The following is a 13,711-nucleotide window of genomic DNA, read 5'->3' as shown; positions in this document are numbered from 1 at the left end:
TGCGCGATCGGCTGTCCTTGCCGCTTTGACGACCTCGGAAGAAGCCAATGCGTTCAGTGAAGCAGTTCCTCGTGAGCACCCTCGGTGCCGCCCTCGCCGTGTCCGGCCTCTCGGTGCTCACCGCAGGCGTGGTGCAGGCTGCCAGCACCGGGATGATCATCAATGAGGTGTACGGCGGGGGCGGCTCGACATCGGCCTCTGCCTCTTACAAGACCGACTTCGTCGAGTTGCTCAACCCGACCGGGAGCGCGCAATCGCTCAACGGGTTGAGCTTGCAATACCGCAGCGGTACCTACAACGGCACCGGGACGGTCTCGGTGCTGGCCCTGCCGGACGTGAGTGTGCCCGCTGGCAGCACGTACCTCGTCCAGGTGAGCAACCCGAACGGCTGCGGTGGCAACCCCTGCGGCGGTGCCGACCTGCCTGCGCCCGACCACAGCGGCACCGCGTTGAGCATGGCTGGTGGTAGCGGACAGGTGATTCTGGCGGAGGGGGCCACGGGCATCACCGCGACCGGCACCTCGATGCACACCGTGACTGACGTGGTCGACTTCGTCGGCTACGGCACGGCCGGTTCTTCTGAGACGGCGCCGACCGGGACCGCGACGACGAACACGACCTCGGTACAGCGCACGAATACGACCGACGGCGACAACAACGCGACCGACTTCGCGGCACCGGCCGTGCCCAGCCCGGAGGGGACGGGAACGGTCGAGCAGCCGCTGTCGGCCACCGATCCCGGGGACAAGGCATTCCTCAAGGACACCGCGATCAGGCCGGTCACCCTCGCGGCGGCCAACGGGACCGAGCCCTACTCCTGGACGACCACCGCGTTGCCGGCCGGTCTGACGCTCACCGGCAACGAGATCTCCGGCACGCCGACCACGGCCGGCGCCACCACCGTCACCGCGACGGTGGAGGACGCGGCGACCCCGGCGGAGACCGCGAGCACGGAGTTCACGATCACCGTCGTCGACCCCGCAGTCATCTCCCCGATCGCCAACATCCAAGGCAATGGCGCGGCCAGCCCGATCGCGAACACACCGGTCGTGACCCAGGGCGTGGTCACTGCCCTCTACCCGACAGGCGGATTCAACGGCTTCTACATCCAGACCCCCGGCCCGGATACCGCGGACCGTTCCGACGCGATCTTCGTGTTCGTCGGTAACAACGGGGCGCTGATGAATGATCTGGCGATCGGTGAGTCCGTCAAGGTCTTCGGCACCGTCAAGGAGTTCAGCGGACTGACCGAGATCGACGTCGCCGCCGGCACGGTCGAGGAGATCCCGGACCTGGGCGACGTCAGTGCGAAGACCGTCATCCCAGGGACCGACTGTGCCCTGCCGGGCACGGGCTGTCTCGACCAGACCGCGCTCGACGCGGCCAGGGAGGCTGCCGAGGGCGAGCTCTTCGCTCCGACGGGTTCCTTCACCGTGACCGACGTGTACGACGGCTCCGCCTACAACCCACCGAACTCCGGCTCGGGCAGCAACTTCGGTGAGATTGGGATCGCGGCCAACTCCGACGAGCCGCTGATCACGCCGACGGACATCGTCGATGCCCAGGACACGGCCGCGATCGCCGACCGCACCAGGTGGAACAACGCCCACCGCGTGATCCTGGACGACGGCTCCAGCACGACCTACTGGAATACCACCAACAACGCGGGCGGCCAGGACGCGCCGTTGCCGTGGTTCACCCAGGACCACCAGGTCCGCGTCGGCGCAGGGGTGATCTTCGACGAGCCGGTGGTCCTCGACCACCGGTTCGGTTGGAAGCTCCAGCCCACCTCGCCTATCGTCGGCCCGCCCACGGGCAGGGTGAGTTTCGAACAGGACCGTCCGGCGTCACCCGCGGCGGTGGGCGGAGACCTCGAGCTCGCCACGTTCAACGTGCTCAACTACTTCACCACCTTCGGTGAGGACGTGCCCGGCTGCGCGTCGTTCAAGGACCGCGATGACAACCCGGTCGCGGTGGACGATTGCCCAGGGAACGGCCCACGGGGCGCCTGGAACCAGGTGAGCTTCGACCGCCAACAGGCCAAGATCGTCAAGGCGATCAACACGATCGACGCCGACATCGTCTCCGTCGAGGAGATCGAGAACAGCCTCGTCGTCGACGGGCACGACCGTGACGAGGCTCTGGCGGCGCTGGTGACGGCGCTCAATGCCGCTGCCGGAGCCGGCACCTGGGACTACGTCCGCTCGCCGGCCAGCGCGTCGGCGCCCGCGAACATCGCGGGGCAGGACGTGATCCGGACCGGGTTCATCTACAAGCCGGCCCACGTCCAGGTCGTGGGTGAGGCCGAGATGCTCTTCGGGGTCGCCGCCTTCGGCAACGCGCGCGAGCCGTTCGCCGCGGTGTTCAAGCCGACCGGAGGTGTGGACGGCGACAGGTTCGCGGTCATTGTGAACCACTTCAAGTCCAAGGGCTCCGGTATTGACGACGGCACCGGCCAGGGCAAGGCCAACCCCGATCGGGTTGCGCAGGCGACCGAGCTGTCGACGTTCGCGAGCGCCTTCGCGTCGGCCCGTGGCATCAGAGCCATCTTCCTGACCGGCGACTTCAACTCCTACTCGCAAGAGGACCCGATGCAGGTCCTCTACGGGGCGGGCTACACCCAACTGAAGACGGAGGGAAAGCACACCTACAGCTTCGACGGCCAGTCGGGCTCGCTGGACCACGTGCTCGCCAACCCGGCGGCCGCGACCATGGTGACCGGGGTCGACATCTGGGAGATCAACGCCAACGAGACTGTGTTCAACCAGTACTCCCGGTACAACTACGTCGGCACCGACCTCTACAACGACGGCCCGTTCAGCGCCTCGGATCACAACCCCGAGGTGATCGGCATCAAGCGCACCAAGACGGACACGCCGCCGAGCCCCCAGCCGGTTCAGCTGGCAGCCAAGATCAAGCCGAAGAAGGTTGTGGTCGACAAGACCCGGGTCAAGGTGAAGGTCACGGTCGTGGACGCGGCCGGCAAGCCGGTCACCGGCCAGGTGAGCGTCAAGGTCAAGGGCCAGAAGGCCACGACCGTCACCGTGGTCAACGGCAAGCTCAAGGTGAGGCTGAAGAAGTTCTCCTCCATCGGGAAGAAGAAGATCACGATCACCTATCTCGGCACAGCGACGCAGTTGCCGGCGAAGATCGTCAAGAAGGTCCGGGTGGTGCGCCGCTGACGCTCTGACCACCGGACGACGCACCCACGCCGTGCCCTCCTTCTCGATTCCTTTCGATCCCACTGTCTCGACAACCTCGAAAGAAAAGCACATGCGATCAGCCAAAAAACTCCTTGTCGGATCACTCGGCGCGGCGCTCGGCCTCTCCGGCCTGACGGCGCTGAGCTCCGCACCGGTGAATGCCGCCGGGCCCGTGGTCGAGATCCAGATCCTCGGCACCAACGACTTCCACGGCCGGCTGCTGCAGTCCGCGGCGAACCGGGAGTCCGGCGCGGCCGTGCTCTCCGGTGCGGTGAAGCAACTGCGCACGGCGAACCCGAACACCGTCTTCGCGGCCGCCGGTGACCTCATCGGTGCCTCGACGTTCGAGTCCTTCATCCAGAAGGACAAGCCGACCATCGACGCCCTCAATGAGGCCGGACTCGACGTCTCGGCGGTCGGCAACCACGAGCTCGATCGGGGCTACGACGACCTGGTCGACCGGGTGATGGCACCGTACGACGCCACGACCAACCCTGAGGGCGGCGCCGAGTGGAAGTACATCGCGGCCAACCTGAAGATGAAGGCGACCGGCGACGACGCCGTTCCGGCGACCTACCTCCAGACGGTCGGCGGCAAGGAGATCGGCTTCGTCGGTGCGGTCACCGAGGATCTGCCGTCCCTGGTGTCACCAGCCGGGATCGCCGACCTCCGGGTCGACGACATCGTCGACTCCGTGAACGCGGCGGCCGCGGACCTCAAGACCGGGGGCGCCGACGTCGTGGTCATGTTGGTCCACGAGGGATCGGCCTCGACCAGCTGCACCTCGCCGCAGTTCACCGACCCGAACACGGCCTGGGGCAATATCACCCAGAACGTCTCCGCCGACGTGGACGCGATCATCTCCGGCCACACTCACCTGGCCTACAACTGCGCGTTCCCTGTGGCCGCCTGGGCCGACCGGCCGGTCAAGGAGCGTCCGGTGGTCTCCGCCGGCCAGTACGCCATGAACCTCAACCAGTTGGTGTTCGAGGTGGACGACGACGGCGTGGTTGGACTTGAGACGGCGCTCCTCCCGTTGATGAGTACGGACCCGGACGGTTCCGGGCCGCTTCTCCCCACAGCGAACTACCCGGCGGACCCTGCGGTGACGACGATCGTCAACGACGCTGTCGCCGAGGCCGAGGTGCTCGGCGCGGTCGAGCTCGGCCGGATCCAGAACCCGTTCAACCGGGCGAAGCTGCAGAACGGCACCACGGAGAACCGCGGTGGCGAGTCGACGCTCGGCAATCAGGTCGCCGAGGTCCAGCGGTGGGCCACGGAGAAGCCGGAGTCGGGAAGCGCGCAGATCGCGTTCATGAACCCCGGAGGCCTGCGCCAGGACATGGCCGGCACCGTCGACGGGAGCAGCCGCAAGCTGACCTACAAGCAGGCCGCGGTGGTCCAGCCGTTCGCCAACACGCTGGTCAACATGAAGCTGACGGGCGCCCAGATCAAGAAGGTCCTCGAGCAGCAGTGGCAGCGTGACGCGGGTGGCAATGTGCCGACCCGACCGTTCCTCCGGCTGGGTGTCTCCGACGGCTTCAACTACACCTACAGTGAGAAGCCGGCGACCGTGAACGGGACTGCGACCTTCCAGGGCACGATCACCGGGATGTGGCTCAACGGGACGCCGATCAACCCCGCATCGACGTACTCGGTCACGGTCAACTCCTTCCTCGCCTCCGGTGGTGACAACTTCTTCGAGCTCGCCAACGGAGCGAGCAGGGCCGACACCGGCAAGGCGGATCTGCAGGCGATGGTCGACTACCTGGCCGACAAGGCCGCGACCACGCCGCTGCCCGTCGACTACCGCCAGCACGCGGTCCAGGTGGACTTCCCGGCGGGGGCCCCGGCCTCCTACCGGCCGGGGGGCAAGGTCAGCTTCTCCGTCGGCTCGTGGGCGATGTCGACCGCCGACGACGTCAAGGACACCGAGCTCCAGGTCAAGCTGGGCGACAAGGTCCTCGACACCGCACCGGTCGACAACACCATCAGCTCCGCGGTCTACGACCAGAACGGCATGGCAGCCGTCTCGGTCAACCTGCCCCAGGATGTCGCTGCGGGTACGGCGCAGCTGACGCTGGTCGGCGCGACGACCGGCACCCAGGTCAAGGTGCCGGTCACGGTGGCCAAGGGCACCGTGGCGCTGAAGGTCAAGATCAAGCCGGGCAAGATCAAGGTCCGCAAGACGAAGGCCAAGGTCAAGGTCGCCGTCGTCGACGCGGCGGGGCTGCCCGTGACCGGTCAGGTGAAGATCAAGGTCAAGGGCCAGAAGGCCAAGACGGTGACCGTGGTCGACGGCGAGGTGAAGGTGAAGCTGAAGGCGTTCACCTCTGTCGGCGTGAAGAAGATCAAGGTCATCTACCAGGGCAGCGCCACGCAGCTGCCGGAGAAGAAGGTGAAGAAGGTCCGGGTGGTGCGCCGCTGACGCGACGCGACTGACCAGGTACCGGGGACAGAGGGCCTCGGTCGGAGCCTCATGACACGATGGCGGTCATGGAGTCACCGGCCGAGGCCCTTGTCCGTGCCCTGCGCGACGACGGCGCGAGCGTGGCCACCGCCGAGTCGCTGACCGGGGGACGGCTGGCGTCGCGATTGACGGGGGTCCCCGGGTCCTCGGTCGTCTACGCCGGCGGCGTGGTCAGTTACCAGACCCACGTCAAGGTCGAGGTGCTCGGCGTACCGCAGACGGTGGTCGACGAGCACGGCGTGGTGTCCGCGGAGTGCGCCTGCGCGATGGCCGATGGGGCGCGCCGGCTGCTCGGCACGGCGTACGCCCTGAGCACGACCGGGGTGGCCGGCCCCGAGCGCCAGGAGGGCCAGCCGGTCGGCACCGTGTTCGTGGGCCTGGCCGGTCCCGGCGGCACCCGGTCGGTCGCGCTGGACCTGTCCGGTGACCGCTCGGCGATCCAGGACGCGACGGTCGACGCCGCGATCGAGGCGCTGGCCGAGGCGTTGGCCGCCGAGGCCGCCGCGGCGCGCTCAAGGGCTGGTCAGCCGCCGGAAGATTCCGGGCTCGGGTAGCGTTGTGCCCAGGACCGGACCACCCATCCAGCCCATGACGGAGAGGAGATCGCGATGGTGCTCTTTCGACGATCGCTCGGCGACATCCTGCGGAGTCGCCGTGCCGAGCTCGGGCTGACCCTCCGTGAGGTCTCCGGTGCCGCCCGGGTGAGCCTGGGTTACATCTCCGAGATCGAGCGTGGCCAGAAGGAAGCGTCCTCCGAGCTGCTCGCCTCGCTGTGCGACGCGCTCGAGATGCCGCTGTCGGATGTGCTCCGCGAGGTCGCCGACGCCGTGGCGCTCGAGGAGGCCGCGGCCGTCCTGGCTGCCGCGCCCACGCCGATGATCACGCCCCGCCGCGCCGGCGAGGTCGTCGCCTCCGCCGCCTGAGGCTGGGCCGGCTGGAGACAGTTTCGCCGGTCGACCGGCGAAACTCGCGCTGGACCGACGAAGTTGCATCGGTCCAGCGCGAGTTTTGTACGTCCAGTCGCGGAGGTCAGCGGCGCGCCATCGCCTCCAGCCGGGCGACCCGCTCCGCCATCGGCGGGTGGGTGGAGAACATCTTCCGCACGTCGCCGGCCCGGAACGGGTTCGCGATCATCATGTGGCTGGCGTTCTGCAGCTGTGGGGTGGGTGCCAGGGGAGCGCGCGCCGTACCGGTCTCCAGCTTGCGCAGCGCCGAGGCCAGGGCGAGCGGGTCGTCGGTCAGGCGAGCACCGTCCTCGTCCGCGTCGTACTCGCGGGTGCGGCTGATGGCCATCTGGATGACGGCCGCCGCGAACGGCGCGAGCAGGGCGGTCCCGATCATGACCAGCGGGTTCGGGCGCTCGTCGTTGTTGCCACCGCCGAAGATCGACGAGAATGCCATGAACTGCGCGACCGAGCTGATCACGCCCGCCACGGCAGCGGCCACCGAGCCGGTGAGGATGTCGCGGTTGTAGACGTGCATCAGCTCGTGGCCCAGGACGCCCCGCAGCTCGCGCTCGTCGAGGAGGCCGAGGATGCCCTCGGTGCAGCACACGGCGGCGTGCTGCGGGTTGCGGCCGGTCGCGAAGGCGTTGGGCGCCTGGGTGGGGGAGACGTACAGCGCCGGCATCGGCTGACCGGCACGCTCCGACAGCTCACGCACGATCCGGTACATCGCCGGCTGCTGCGACTCCGAGACCGGGTAGGCGCGCATCGCGCGGATGGCGAGCTTGTCGGAGTTCCAGTAGCCGTACGCCGTCGTGCCGACACCGATCAGCGCGAAGATCCAGATGAACGCGGAGCTGCCCGTGGCGGCCGCGATCAGGCCGCCGACGGCGAGCAGCAGCGCGAAGATGGCGCCGAACAGGCCGGCGGTCTTGAGGCCGTTGAAATGGCGGTGCATGCACCGTCAACGAATGAGGCGGTGCGCTGCGTTCCGGCGGAGCCGGGAGACCCAGGTCACGCGGCCGGCTGGCAGCGGGGACACCAGTACGTCGTCCGCTGTCGCCCGGGGGCACCGACCGGCCCGGTCTCGATCGTGGTCCGGCAACGCAGGCAGGGCTGCCGCTGTCGCCGGTAGACCCAGACCGGGTTGCGCCGGTCGCCGGTGGTCAGCGGTCGCCCGTGCTCGAGGGCCGCTCGCAGCATCGGGCGGGCGCGGCGCAGCAGCCGCAGCGGGTCGGTGACCGCGGCGACCGGAGACTGCGGGTGGACGCCCTGGACGAAGCAGACCTCGGAGAGCCAGATGGTCCCGATCCCCGCCACCACGGTCTGGTCGAGCAGGGCGGTGCCGAGGACCCGGTCCGGCGCGGCGGTCAGCCGGCCGAGCGCGATCGCCTCGTCGTCGGCCGTCCACGGGCCGAGCAGGTCGGGGCCGAGGTGGCCGACGACGGACGGCTCCTCGGCGGTGGGTAGCAGCTCGACCAGGCCGAGCAGGAAGCCGATCGCCTCGGCGCGGGCGCTGCGGAGCACGACCCGGGCGTCCGGTGCCGGTCCCGGCCAGCGGGCGCCGGGCACGATCACCCGCCAGCTGCCCTCCATCTTGAGGTGGGTGTGCAGAGTGAGCGGGGTGCCGTCGGCGGCCACCAGCCGGGTGAGCAGGTGCTTGCCGTGGGTGGCCGTCCGCACCACCGTGGCACCGGTCAGATCCGTCGTGGCGAGCTGGGGGACCCGCAGGTCGGAGCCGGTGAGGACCTGGCCCGCGAGCGCCCGGTCCAGCCGGTCGGCGGTACGGCGGACCGCATCCCCCTCAGGCACGGATCCGCAGTCCCCGCGGGGTGGCCACGAACCCGGCGGCGGCGAGTGCGTCACGCAGCGGGCCGCCGCTGCCGAGCAGCGCGGTGCCGTCGGCCTTCTCGACGGTCAGCTGACCCAAGGTGCCGCGGCGCACCGCCGCCGACAGGGCCTCGGCCGCGGGCGTGAGCAGGTCGGGGTCCTCGGTCCAGGTGAGCAGGGTGCGACCGCCGCGCTCGACGTAGAGCACCAGCGCGCCGTCGACGAGTACGACGAGCGCGCCGGCCTTGCGTCCCGGCCGGTGCCCGGCGCCCTCCTGCACCCGCTCGGCGGTCGGCCAGGTGAGGGCGGCTCCGTAGGGGTTGGCCGGGTCGGTCGCGGCCAGCGCGACGGCGACCGGCTTGGCGTCGAGCCCCGCGTCGACGGGCGTCGAGAAGGAGCGCAGCCGGTCGACGGCCCCGGCGGTGCCGAACTGGGCGGCACCGAGACCCTCGACGAAGTAGCCGCGGCGGCAGCGCCCGGCGTCCTCGAAGGCACTGAGCACCTTGTAGACGGCGGCGAAGCCTCCCGGCACCCGCTCGTTGACGACCGCGCCCCGGGTGACCACACCGTGGCGCTCGAGCAGCTGCTCGGCAGTGGCATGGGCCCGTCGCGTCGGGTCGGTGTCGATCGCGGGCAGCAGGGCCCAGCGCCCGGCGGTCTCCGGTGGGCCCGTGCGGGCCACGCGTCCGGGACGGGCCGGAGCGCGTCGGGTGCGGTGGGCGGCTCGGCCCGAACGGGTCAGCGCCCGCAACGGGGTGAGCGTGTCGTTGGTGAGGTGCCCGCTCCACACCAGGGCCCACAGCGCGGCGCTGACGGACTCGTCGAGCGGGGCGTCCTCGCCGGCCGCGATGCAGGCCCGGGCCACCTGGTCGGCGACCTGCCGGAAGAACCAGGCTCCACCGGGCGCGAGCACGTCGAGCACCCGCTGGTGGAGCGGGTCCTCGACCGGTCCCGGCTCGGGGAGGGTGAGGTGGGCGCGGTCGGAGAGATGGAGCGAGACCCAGCCGTCACTGCCGGGCAGCGCGCCGTGCCCGGACCACACCACCTCGCCGGTCGCGGTCAGCTCGTCGAGCAGGGCCGGCTCGTAGTCGCGGACCCGCGCCGGCAGCACCAGCGACTCCAGCGCACTCGCCGGCATCGGCGCGCCCGCGAGCTGCTCGATCGTGTGGAGCAGCCCGTCGGCGCCGCGGGGTCCCTTCGTCCCCGTCCCTGTCGAGCGCAGGGTGATCTGGTGCCACGCCGTGGCGAACCGGGCCAGTGTGGTCGGCTCGACCGGCTCGATCTCGTGGCGCAGCCGGGCCAGCGAACGGCGCCGGAGCCGGCGCAGCACCTCGACGTCGCACCACTCCTCGGCCCCGGAGAAACTGAGCACGGGGACGGGCAGGAACTCGCCGGACAGCACCCGGCCCTGCGCCTCGAGGCGCTGCAGGGTGTGCCGGACGACGGCGACACCCAGACCCAGCCGGGTCGCCACCTGATCGACCGTGAACGGTCCGTGGGTGCGTGCGTAGCGGCCGACCAGGTCGGCCAGCGGGTCGTCGACCGGCTCGGTGAACGCGGCCGGGGTGCCCGGTGGCGCCGGCACCCCGAGTCCGTCACGGAGCCGGGCCACGTCCTCGACGACGGCCCACGCGTCGCCGTGGGGCATCCGGACCTCGACCACCCGCCGGGCCGCGACCAGGTCGGCGAGCCAGTCGGTGACGGGGGCGTCGTCGCGGGCGCGCGCGGCGACCTCGGCGGCGCTGAGCGGGCCGAGCAGCCGGAGCAGGTCCGCCAGCCCCTCGGCATCGCGGGCCCGCCGCTCGGGCGTGGTGCGCTGGAGCTCGGCCTCGACCTCGGCCAGCACGTCGGGGTCGAGCAGCTCGCGCAGCTCGGCGCGGCCGAGCAGCTCGGCGAGCAGTCCCTGGTCGAGGGTGAGCGCGGCGGCCCGCCGCTCGGCCAGCGGCGAGTCGCCTTCGTAGACGAACTGGGCGACGTAGCCGAACATCAACGTCCGCGAGTACGGCGACGGCTGGGTCGTCTCGACCTCGCTGACGGTGACCTCGCGCCGGTCGACCCGGCGCAGGAGCGCGGTCAGGCCGGGCAGGTCGTAGACGTCGTTGAGCACCTCGCGGACGGTCTCGAGGACGATCGGGAACGCGGGGTAGCGGGCGGCGACCTCGAGCAGCGCCGCCGCCCGCTGTCGCTGCTGCCACAGCGGCGAGCGTCGGCCGGGGTCGCGGCGCGGGAGCAGCAGCGCCCGCGCGGCGCACTCGCGGAACCGTGCGGCGAAGAGCGCGGAGCCGCCGACCTCCCGGGTGACGATCTCCTCGATCTCGTCGGGCTCGAACGCGATCAGGTCGGCACCCGGCGGCTCCGCGTCGGTGTCGGGGATCCGGATCACGATCCCGTCGTCGGCGGCGAGCGCCTGCCCGTCGACGCCGTAGCGCTCGCGCAGGCGCGCGTTGATGGCCAGCGCCCAGGGCGCGTGGACCGCGGTGCCGTAGGGGGAGTGGACGGCCAGGCGCCAGTCGCCGAGCTCGTCACGGAACCGCTCCACCAGCACGGTCGTGTCGCTGGGGAGCACCCGGGTGGCCTCGACCTGCTCGCGGAGGTAGGCGACCAGGTTGGCGGCGGCGTTGTCGTCGAGTCCGACCTCGCGGGCCCGGGCCACGGCGTCGGCGGCGGGCAGGGCGGCGAGCTCGCGGGTGAACGCGCCGATCGCCTCACCGAGCTCGGTCGGCCGTCCTGCGGTGTCGCCCTTCCAGAACGGCAGCCGGCCCGGCACCCCGGGCGCCGGAGTGACGATGACGCGGTCGTGGGTGATGTCCTCGATCCGCCAGCTGGTCGCGCCGAGCGCGAACACGTCGCCGACCCGGCTCTCGTAGACCATCTCCTCGTCGAGCTCGCCGACGCGGCGGTTGGTGCCCTCGCCGGCGAGGAAGACGCCGTAGAGCCCGCGGTCGGGGATGGTGCCACCGCTGGTGACGGCCAGCCGTTGCGCTCCGGGGCGCCCGCTGATCAGGCCCGTGACCCGGTCCCAGGTGATCCGGGGACGGAGCTCGGCGAACTCGTCGGAGGGGTAGCGCCCGGCGAGCAGGTCGAGCACGGCGTCGTAGGCCGACCGGGGAAGCTGCGCGTAGGGCGCGCTGCGGCGCACGAGGGCGAACAGCTCGTCGACGTCCCACTCGTCGGCGGCCGTCGCGGCGACGACCTGCTGGGCGAGCACGTCGAGCGGGTTGGCCGGAACCCGCAGCGCCTCGATGCCGCCCGTGCGCATCCGGGCGACGGCGACCGCCGCGGGAGCGAGGTCGCCACGGTGCTGGGGGAAGAAGACACCGGACGAGGTCTCGCCGACCTGGTGGCCCGCCCGGCCCACGCGCTGCAAGGCGCTGGCGACGCTGGGCGGCGAGGCGATCTGGAGGACGAGGTCGACCGCGCCCATGTCGATGCCGAGCTCCAGGCTGCTGGTCGCGACCACGGCCGGCAGCCGGCCGGACTTCAGGTCGTCCTCGACCAGGGCGCGCTGCTCCTTGGAGACCGACCCGTGGTGGGTCCGGGCCAGCACCGGTGCGGCGCCGACGGCCGCACCGGACTGGGCCATGATCTGCGCGGGCGGCGTGATCCCCTCGGTCGTCACCTCGGCGGCGATCTCGTTGAGGCGCGCGGTCAGTCGCTCGGCCGTGCGCCGGCCGTTGGTGAACACGATGGTCGAGCGGTGCTCGCCGATGAGCTCCGCGACGCGCCGCTCGACGTGGGGCCAGATGCTCGCGCGGGCGGGGGGAGCGGTCGGGTCGTCATCCTCGACGAGCTGGCCGAGCTCGGTCATGTCCTCGACGGGCACCTCCACGCGCAGGTCCCACTCCTTGCGGGTCGGCGGGGCGACGATCTCCACCGGCGCGGCACCGCCGAGGAAGCGGGCGACCTCCTCGGTCGGGCGCACGGTCGCGGACAGCCCCACCCGCTGCGCGGGCCGGGGAAGCAGTGCGTCGAGGCGCTCGAGGCTCAGCGCCAGGTGGGCTCCGCGCTTGGTGCCGGCGACGGCGTGCACCTCGTCGAGGATCACCGTCTCGATGCCGCGCAGGGTCTCGCGGGCCTGGCTGGTGAGGATGAGGAAGAGCGACTCGGGCGTCGTGATGAGCACGTCGGGTGGCCGGGTGGCGAGCCGGCGGCGCTCGTTGGCCGGGGTGTCGCCGGAGCGGATGCCGACGCTCACCTCGGGCAGCGGGTGGCCGGGGTCGATCCGCTCGGCGGTCTGCCGGATGCCGGTGAGCGGCGCACGCAGGTTGCGCTCGACGTCGACGGCCAGCGCCTTGAGCGGTGACACGTAGAGGACCCGGGTGCGTTGCAGCCGGTCCGCGGGTGCCGGAGTGGTCAGCAGCCGGTCGAGTCCGGCCAGGAAGGCGCTGAGGGTCTTGCCGGAGCCGGTCGGCGCGACGACGAGGGTGTGCTGACCGCGCGCGATCGCGTCCCAGGCGCCGGCCTGGGCGGCGGTGGGCTCGGCGAACGCCGCACGGAACCACGTGCGGGTCGCCTCGCTGAACCAGGCCAGGGGGTCCACCATTGCGCCATCCTCCCGCACCGCACCGACACCGCCGTCACAATGGGCGGGTGGCTGTGGATCAGAGGTACCGGCGCGACGGCGTGCTGGTGGCGGGCGTGGTCGGGCTCGTCGTCGCCGTGCTGCTCGCCTGGCTGCTGCTGCGCGGCGGGGAGGAGCCGGAGCGGCCGGCCGCCGTACCCACCCCTGTCGTGACGCCCACGCCGCCGCCCGAGCCGCCGCCGACCCGGACCGACCCGTGCGAGAGACCGGCATCGGCAGGGTTCGTGCCGACCTCGGTCAGCGTCGCCGGGGTCGCGAAGGGGGCGCGGGTCCTGGCGCTGCCGCGCGACGGCGCCGGTGTGCCCGGGGTTCCGCCGGTCTCGGACAAGCTGTCCTTCGCCTGGGACCGCGGCGGCATCGAGCCGGGATCGGCGCAGGGGCACGTGCTGCTCAACACCCATACCTGGCCCGACGGCTCCGCGATGGGCAACAAGCTCCTCGCCGGCCTCGAGGTCGGCGGCCGGATCGTGCTGGCCGCCGGCAAGGGCGCCGGGAAGCAGGTGGCCTGCTACACCGTGACCGAGCGGAGCGAGGTGCTCGCCCGCGACGGCTTCCCGGGCTGGGACGCGGTCGACGGGCCGCCCGAGGTGGTCATCGTGGTCTGCTCCGGCAGGCGGCTGGGGCCGGGCGACTGGACGCACCGCACGCTGTGGTTCGCCAGCGCCGGGACGGCTGCCTGACC

At 71.5% G+C, this 13,711-nt stretch carries 8 protein-coding genes; 5 read left to right on the top strand and 3 right to left on the bottom strand.

Annotated elements, in window-relative coordinates; genetic code table 11:
- The first annotated feature begins 71 nt into the window (after positions 1–71).
- The 4 genes from KVF89_RS11645 to KVF89_RS11630 all read left to right on the top strand — a co-directional run bounded on the left by KVF89_RS11645 (position 72) and on the right by KVF89_RS11630 (position 6,596).
- On the top strand, positions 72–3,182 hold the full coding sequence (locus tag KVF89_RS11645; protein ID WP_257425726.1) for an ExeM/NucH family extracellular endonuclease: 3,111 nt from the start codon (positions 72–74) through the stop codon (positions 3,180–3,182).
- Positions 3,183–3,273: 91 nt separating this feature from the next.
- Positions 3,274–5,631, top strand: a complete 2,358-nt coding sequence (locus KVF89_RS11640) for a bifunctional metallophosphatase/5'-nucleotidase (RefSeq protein ID WP_257425725.1) — start codon at positions 3,274–3,276, stop codon at positions 5,629–5,631.
- Between the two features lie 68 nt (positions 5,632–5,699).
- A complete protein-coding gene (locus KVF89_RS11635; RefSeq protein WP_257425724.1) occupies positions 5,700–6,227 on the top strand; it encodes a CinA family protein in 528 nt (175 codons plus the stop codon).
- Between the two features lie 48 nt (positions 6,228–6,275).
- A complete protein-coding gene (locus KVF89_RS11630; protein ID WP_443689999.1) occupies positions 6,276–6,596 on the top strand; it encodes a helix-turn-helix domain-containing protein in 321 nt (106 codons plus the stop codon).
- 106 nt (positions 6,597–6,702) lie between these two features.
- Here KVF89_RS11630 and htpX read toward each other — a convergent pair whose 3' ends face one another.
- The 3 genes from htpX to KVF89_RS11615 are packed head-to-tail and all read right to left on the bottom strand — an operon-like array spanning position 6,703 to position 12,990.
- Positions 6,703–7,575, bottom strand: a complete 873-nt coding sequence (gene htpX / locus KVF89_RS11625) for a zinc metalloprotease HtpX (RefSeq protein WP_257425722.1) — start codon at positions 7,573–7,575, stop codon at positions 6,703–6,705.
- Positions 7,576–7,631: 56 nt separating this feature from the next.
- On the bottom strand, positions 7,632–8,429 hold the full coding sequence (locus tag KVF89_RS11620; RefSeq protein ID WP_257425721.1) for an Fpg/Nei family DNA glycosylase: 798 nt from the start codon (positions 8,427–8,429) through the stop codon (positions 7,632–7,634).
- Positions 8,422–12,990, bottom strand: coding sequence for an ATP-dependent helicase (locus KVF89_RS11615; RefSeq protein WP_257425720.1), 4,569 nt, complete (start codon positions 12,988–12,990; stop codon positions 8,422–8,424). Before KVF89_RS11615 ends, KVF89_RS11620 begins: the two co-directional genes overlap by 8 nt.
- 47 nt (positions 12,991–13,037) lie before the next feature.
- Here KVF89_RS11615 and KVF89_RS11610 point away from each other — a divergent pair, with 47 nt between their 5' ends.
- Positions 13,038–13,709 (top strand): class F sortase, encoded by a 672-nt coding sequence (locus KVF89_RS11610; RefSeq protein ID WP_257425719.1) that lies wholly within the window; start codon positions 13,038–13,040, stop codon positions 13,707–13,709.
- Positions 13,710–13,711 lie beyond the last annotated feature (2 nt).

Origin of the sequence: Nocardioides carbamazepini, assembly GCF_024614185.1 — a bacterium.
GTDB lineage: Bacteria > Actinomycetota > Actinomycetes > Propionibacteriales > Nocardioidaceae > Nocardioides > Nocardioides carbamazepini.
The sequence above is the reverse complement of the archived record's forward strand: the minus strand, read 5'-3'. Positions and strand labels throughout refer to the sequence as shown.

Bases quoted from the DNA above. Each gene is read 5' to 3' on its own strand.
- KVF89_RS11615 (WP_257425720.1), bottom strand. From the start codon at position 12,990: ATGGTGGACCCCCTGGCCTGGTTCAGCGAGGCGACCCGCACGTGGTTC.
- KVF89_RS11640 (WP_257425725.1), top strand. From the start codon at position 3,274: ATGCGATCAGCCAAAAAACTCCTTGTCGGATCACTCGGCGCGGCGCTC.
- htpX (WP_257425722.1), bottom strand. From the start codon at position 7,575: ATGCACCGCCATTTCAACGGCCTCAAGACCGCCGGCCTGTTCGGCGCC.
- KVF89_RS11635 (WP_257425724.1), top strand. From the start codon at position 5,700: ATGGAGTCACCGGCCGAGGCCCTTGTCCGTGCCCTGCGCGACGACGGC.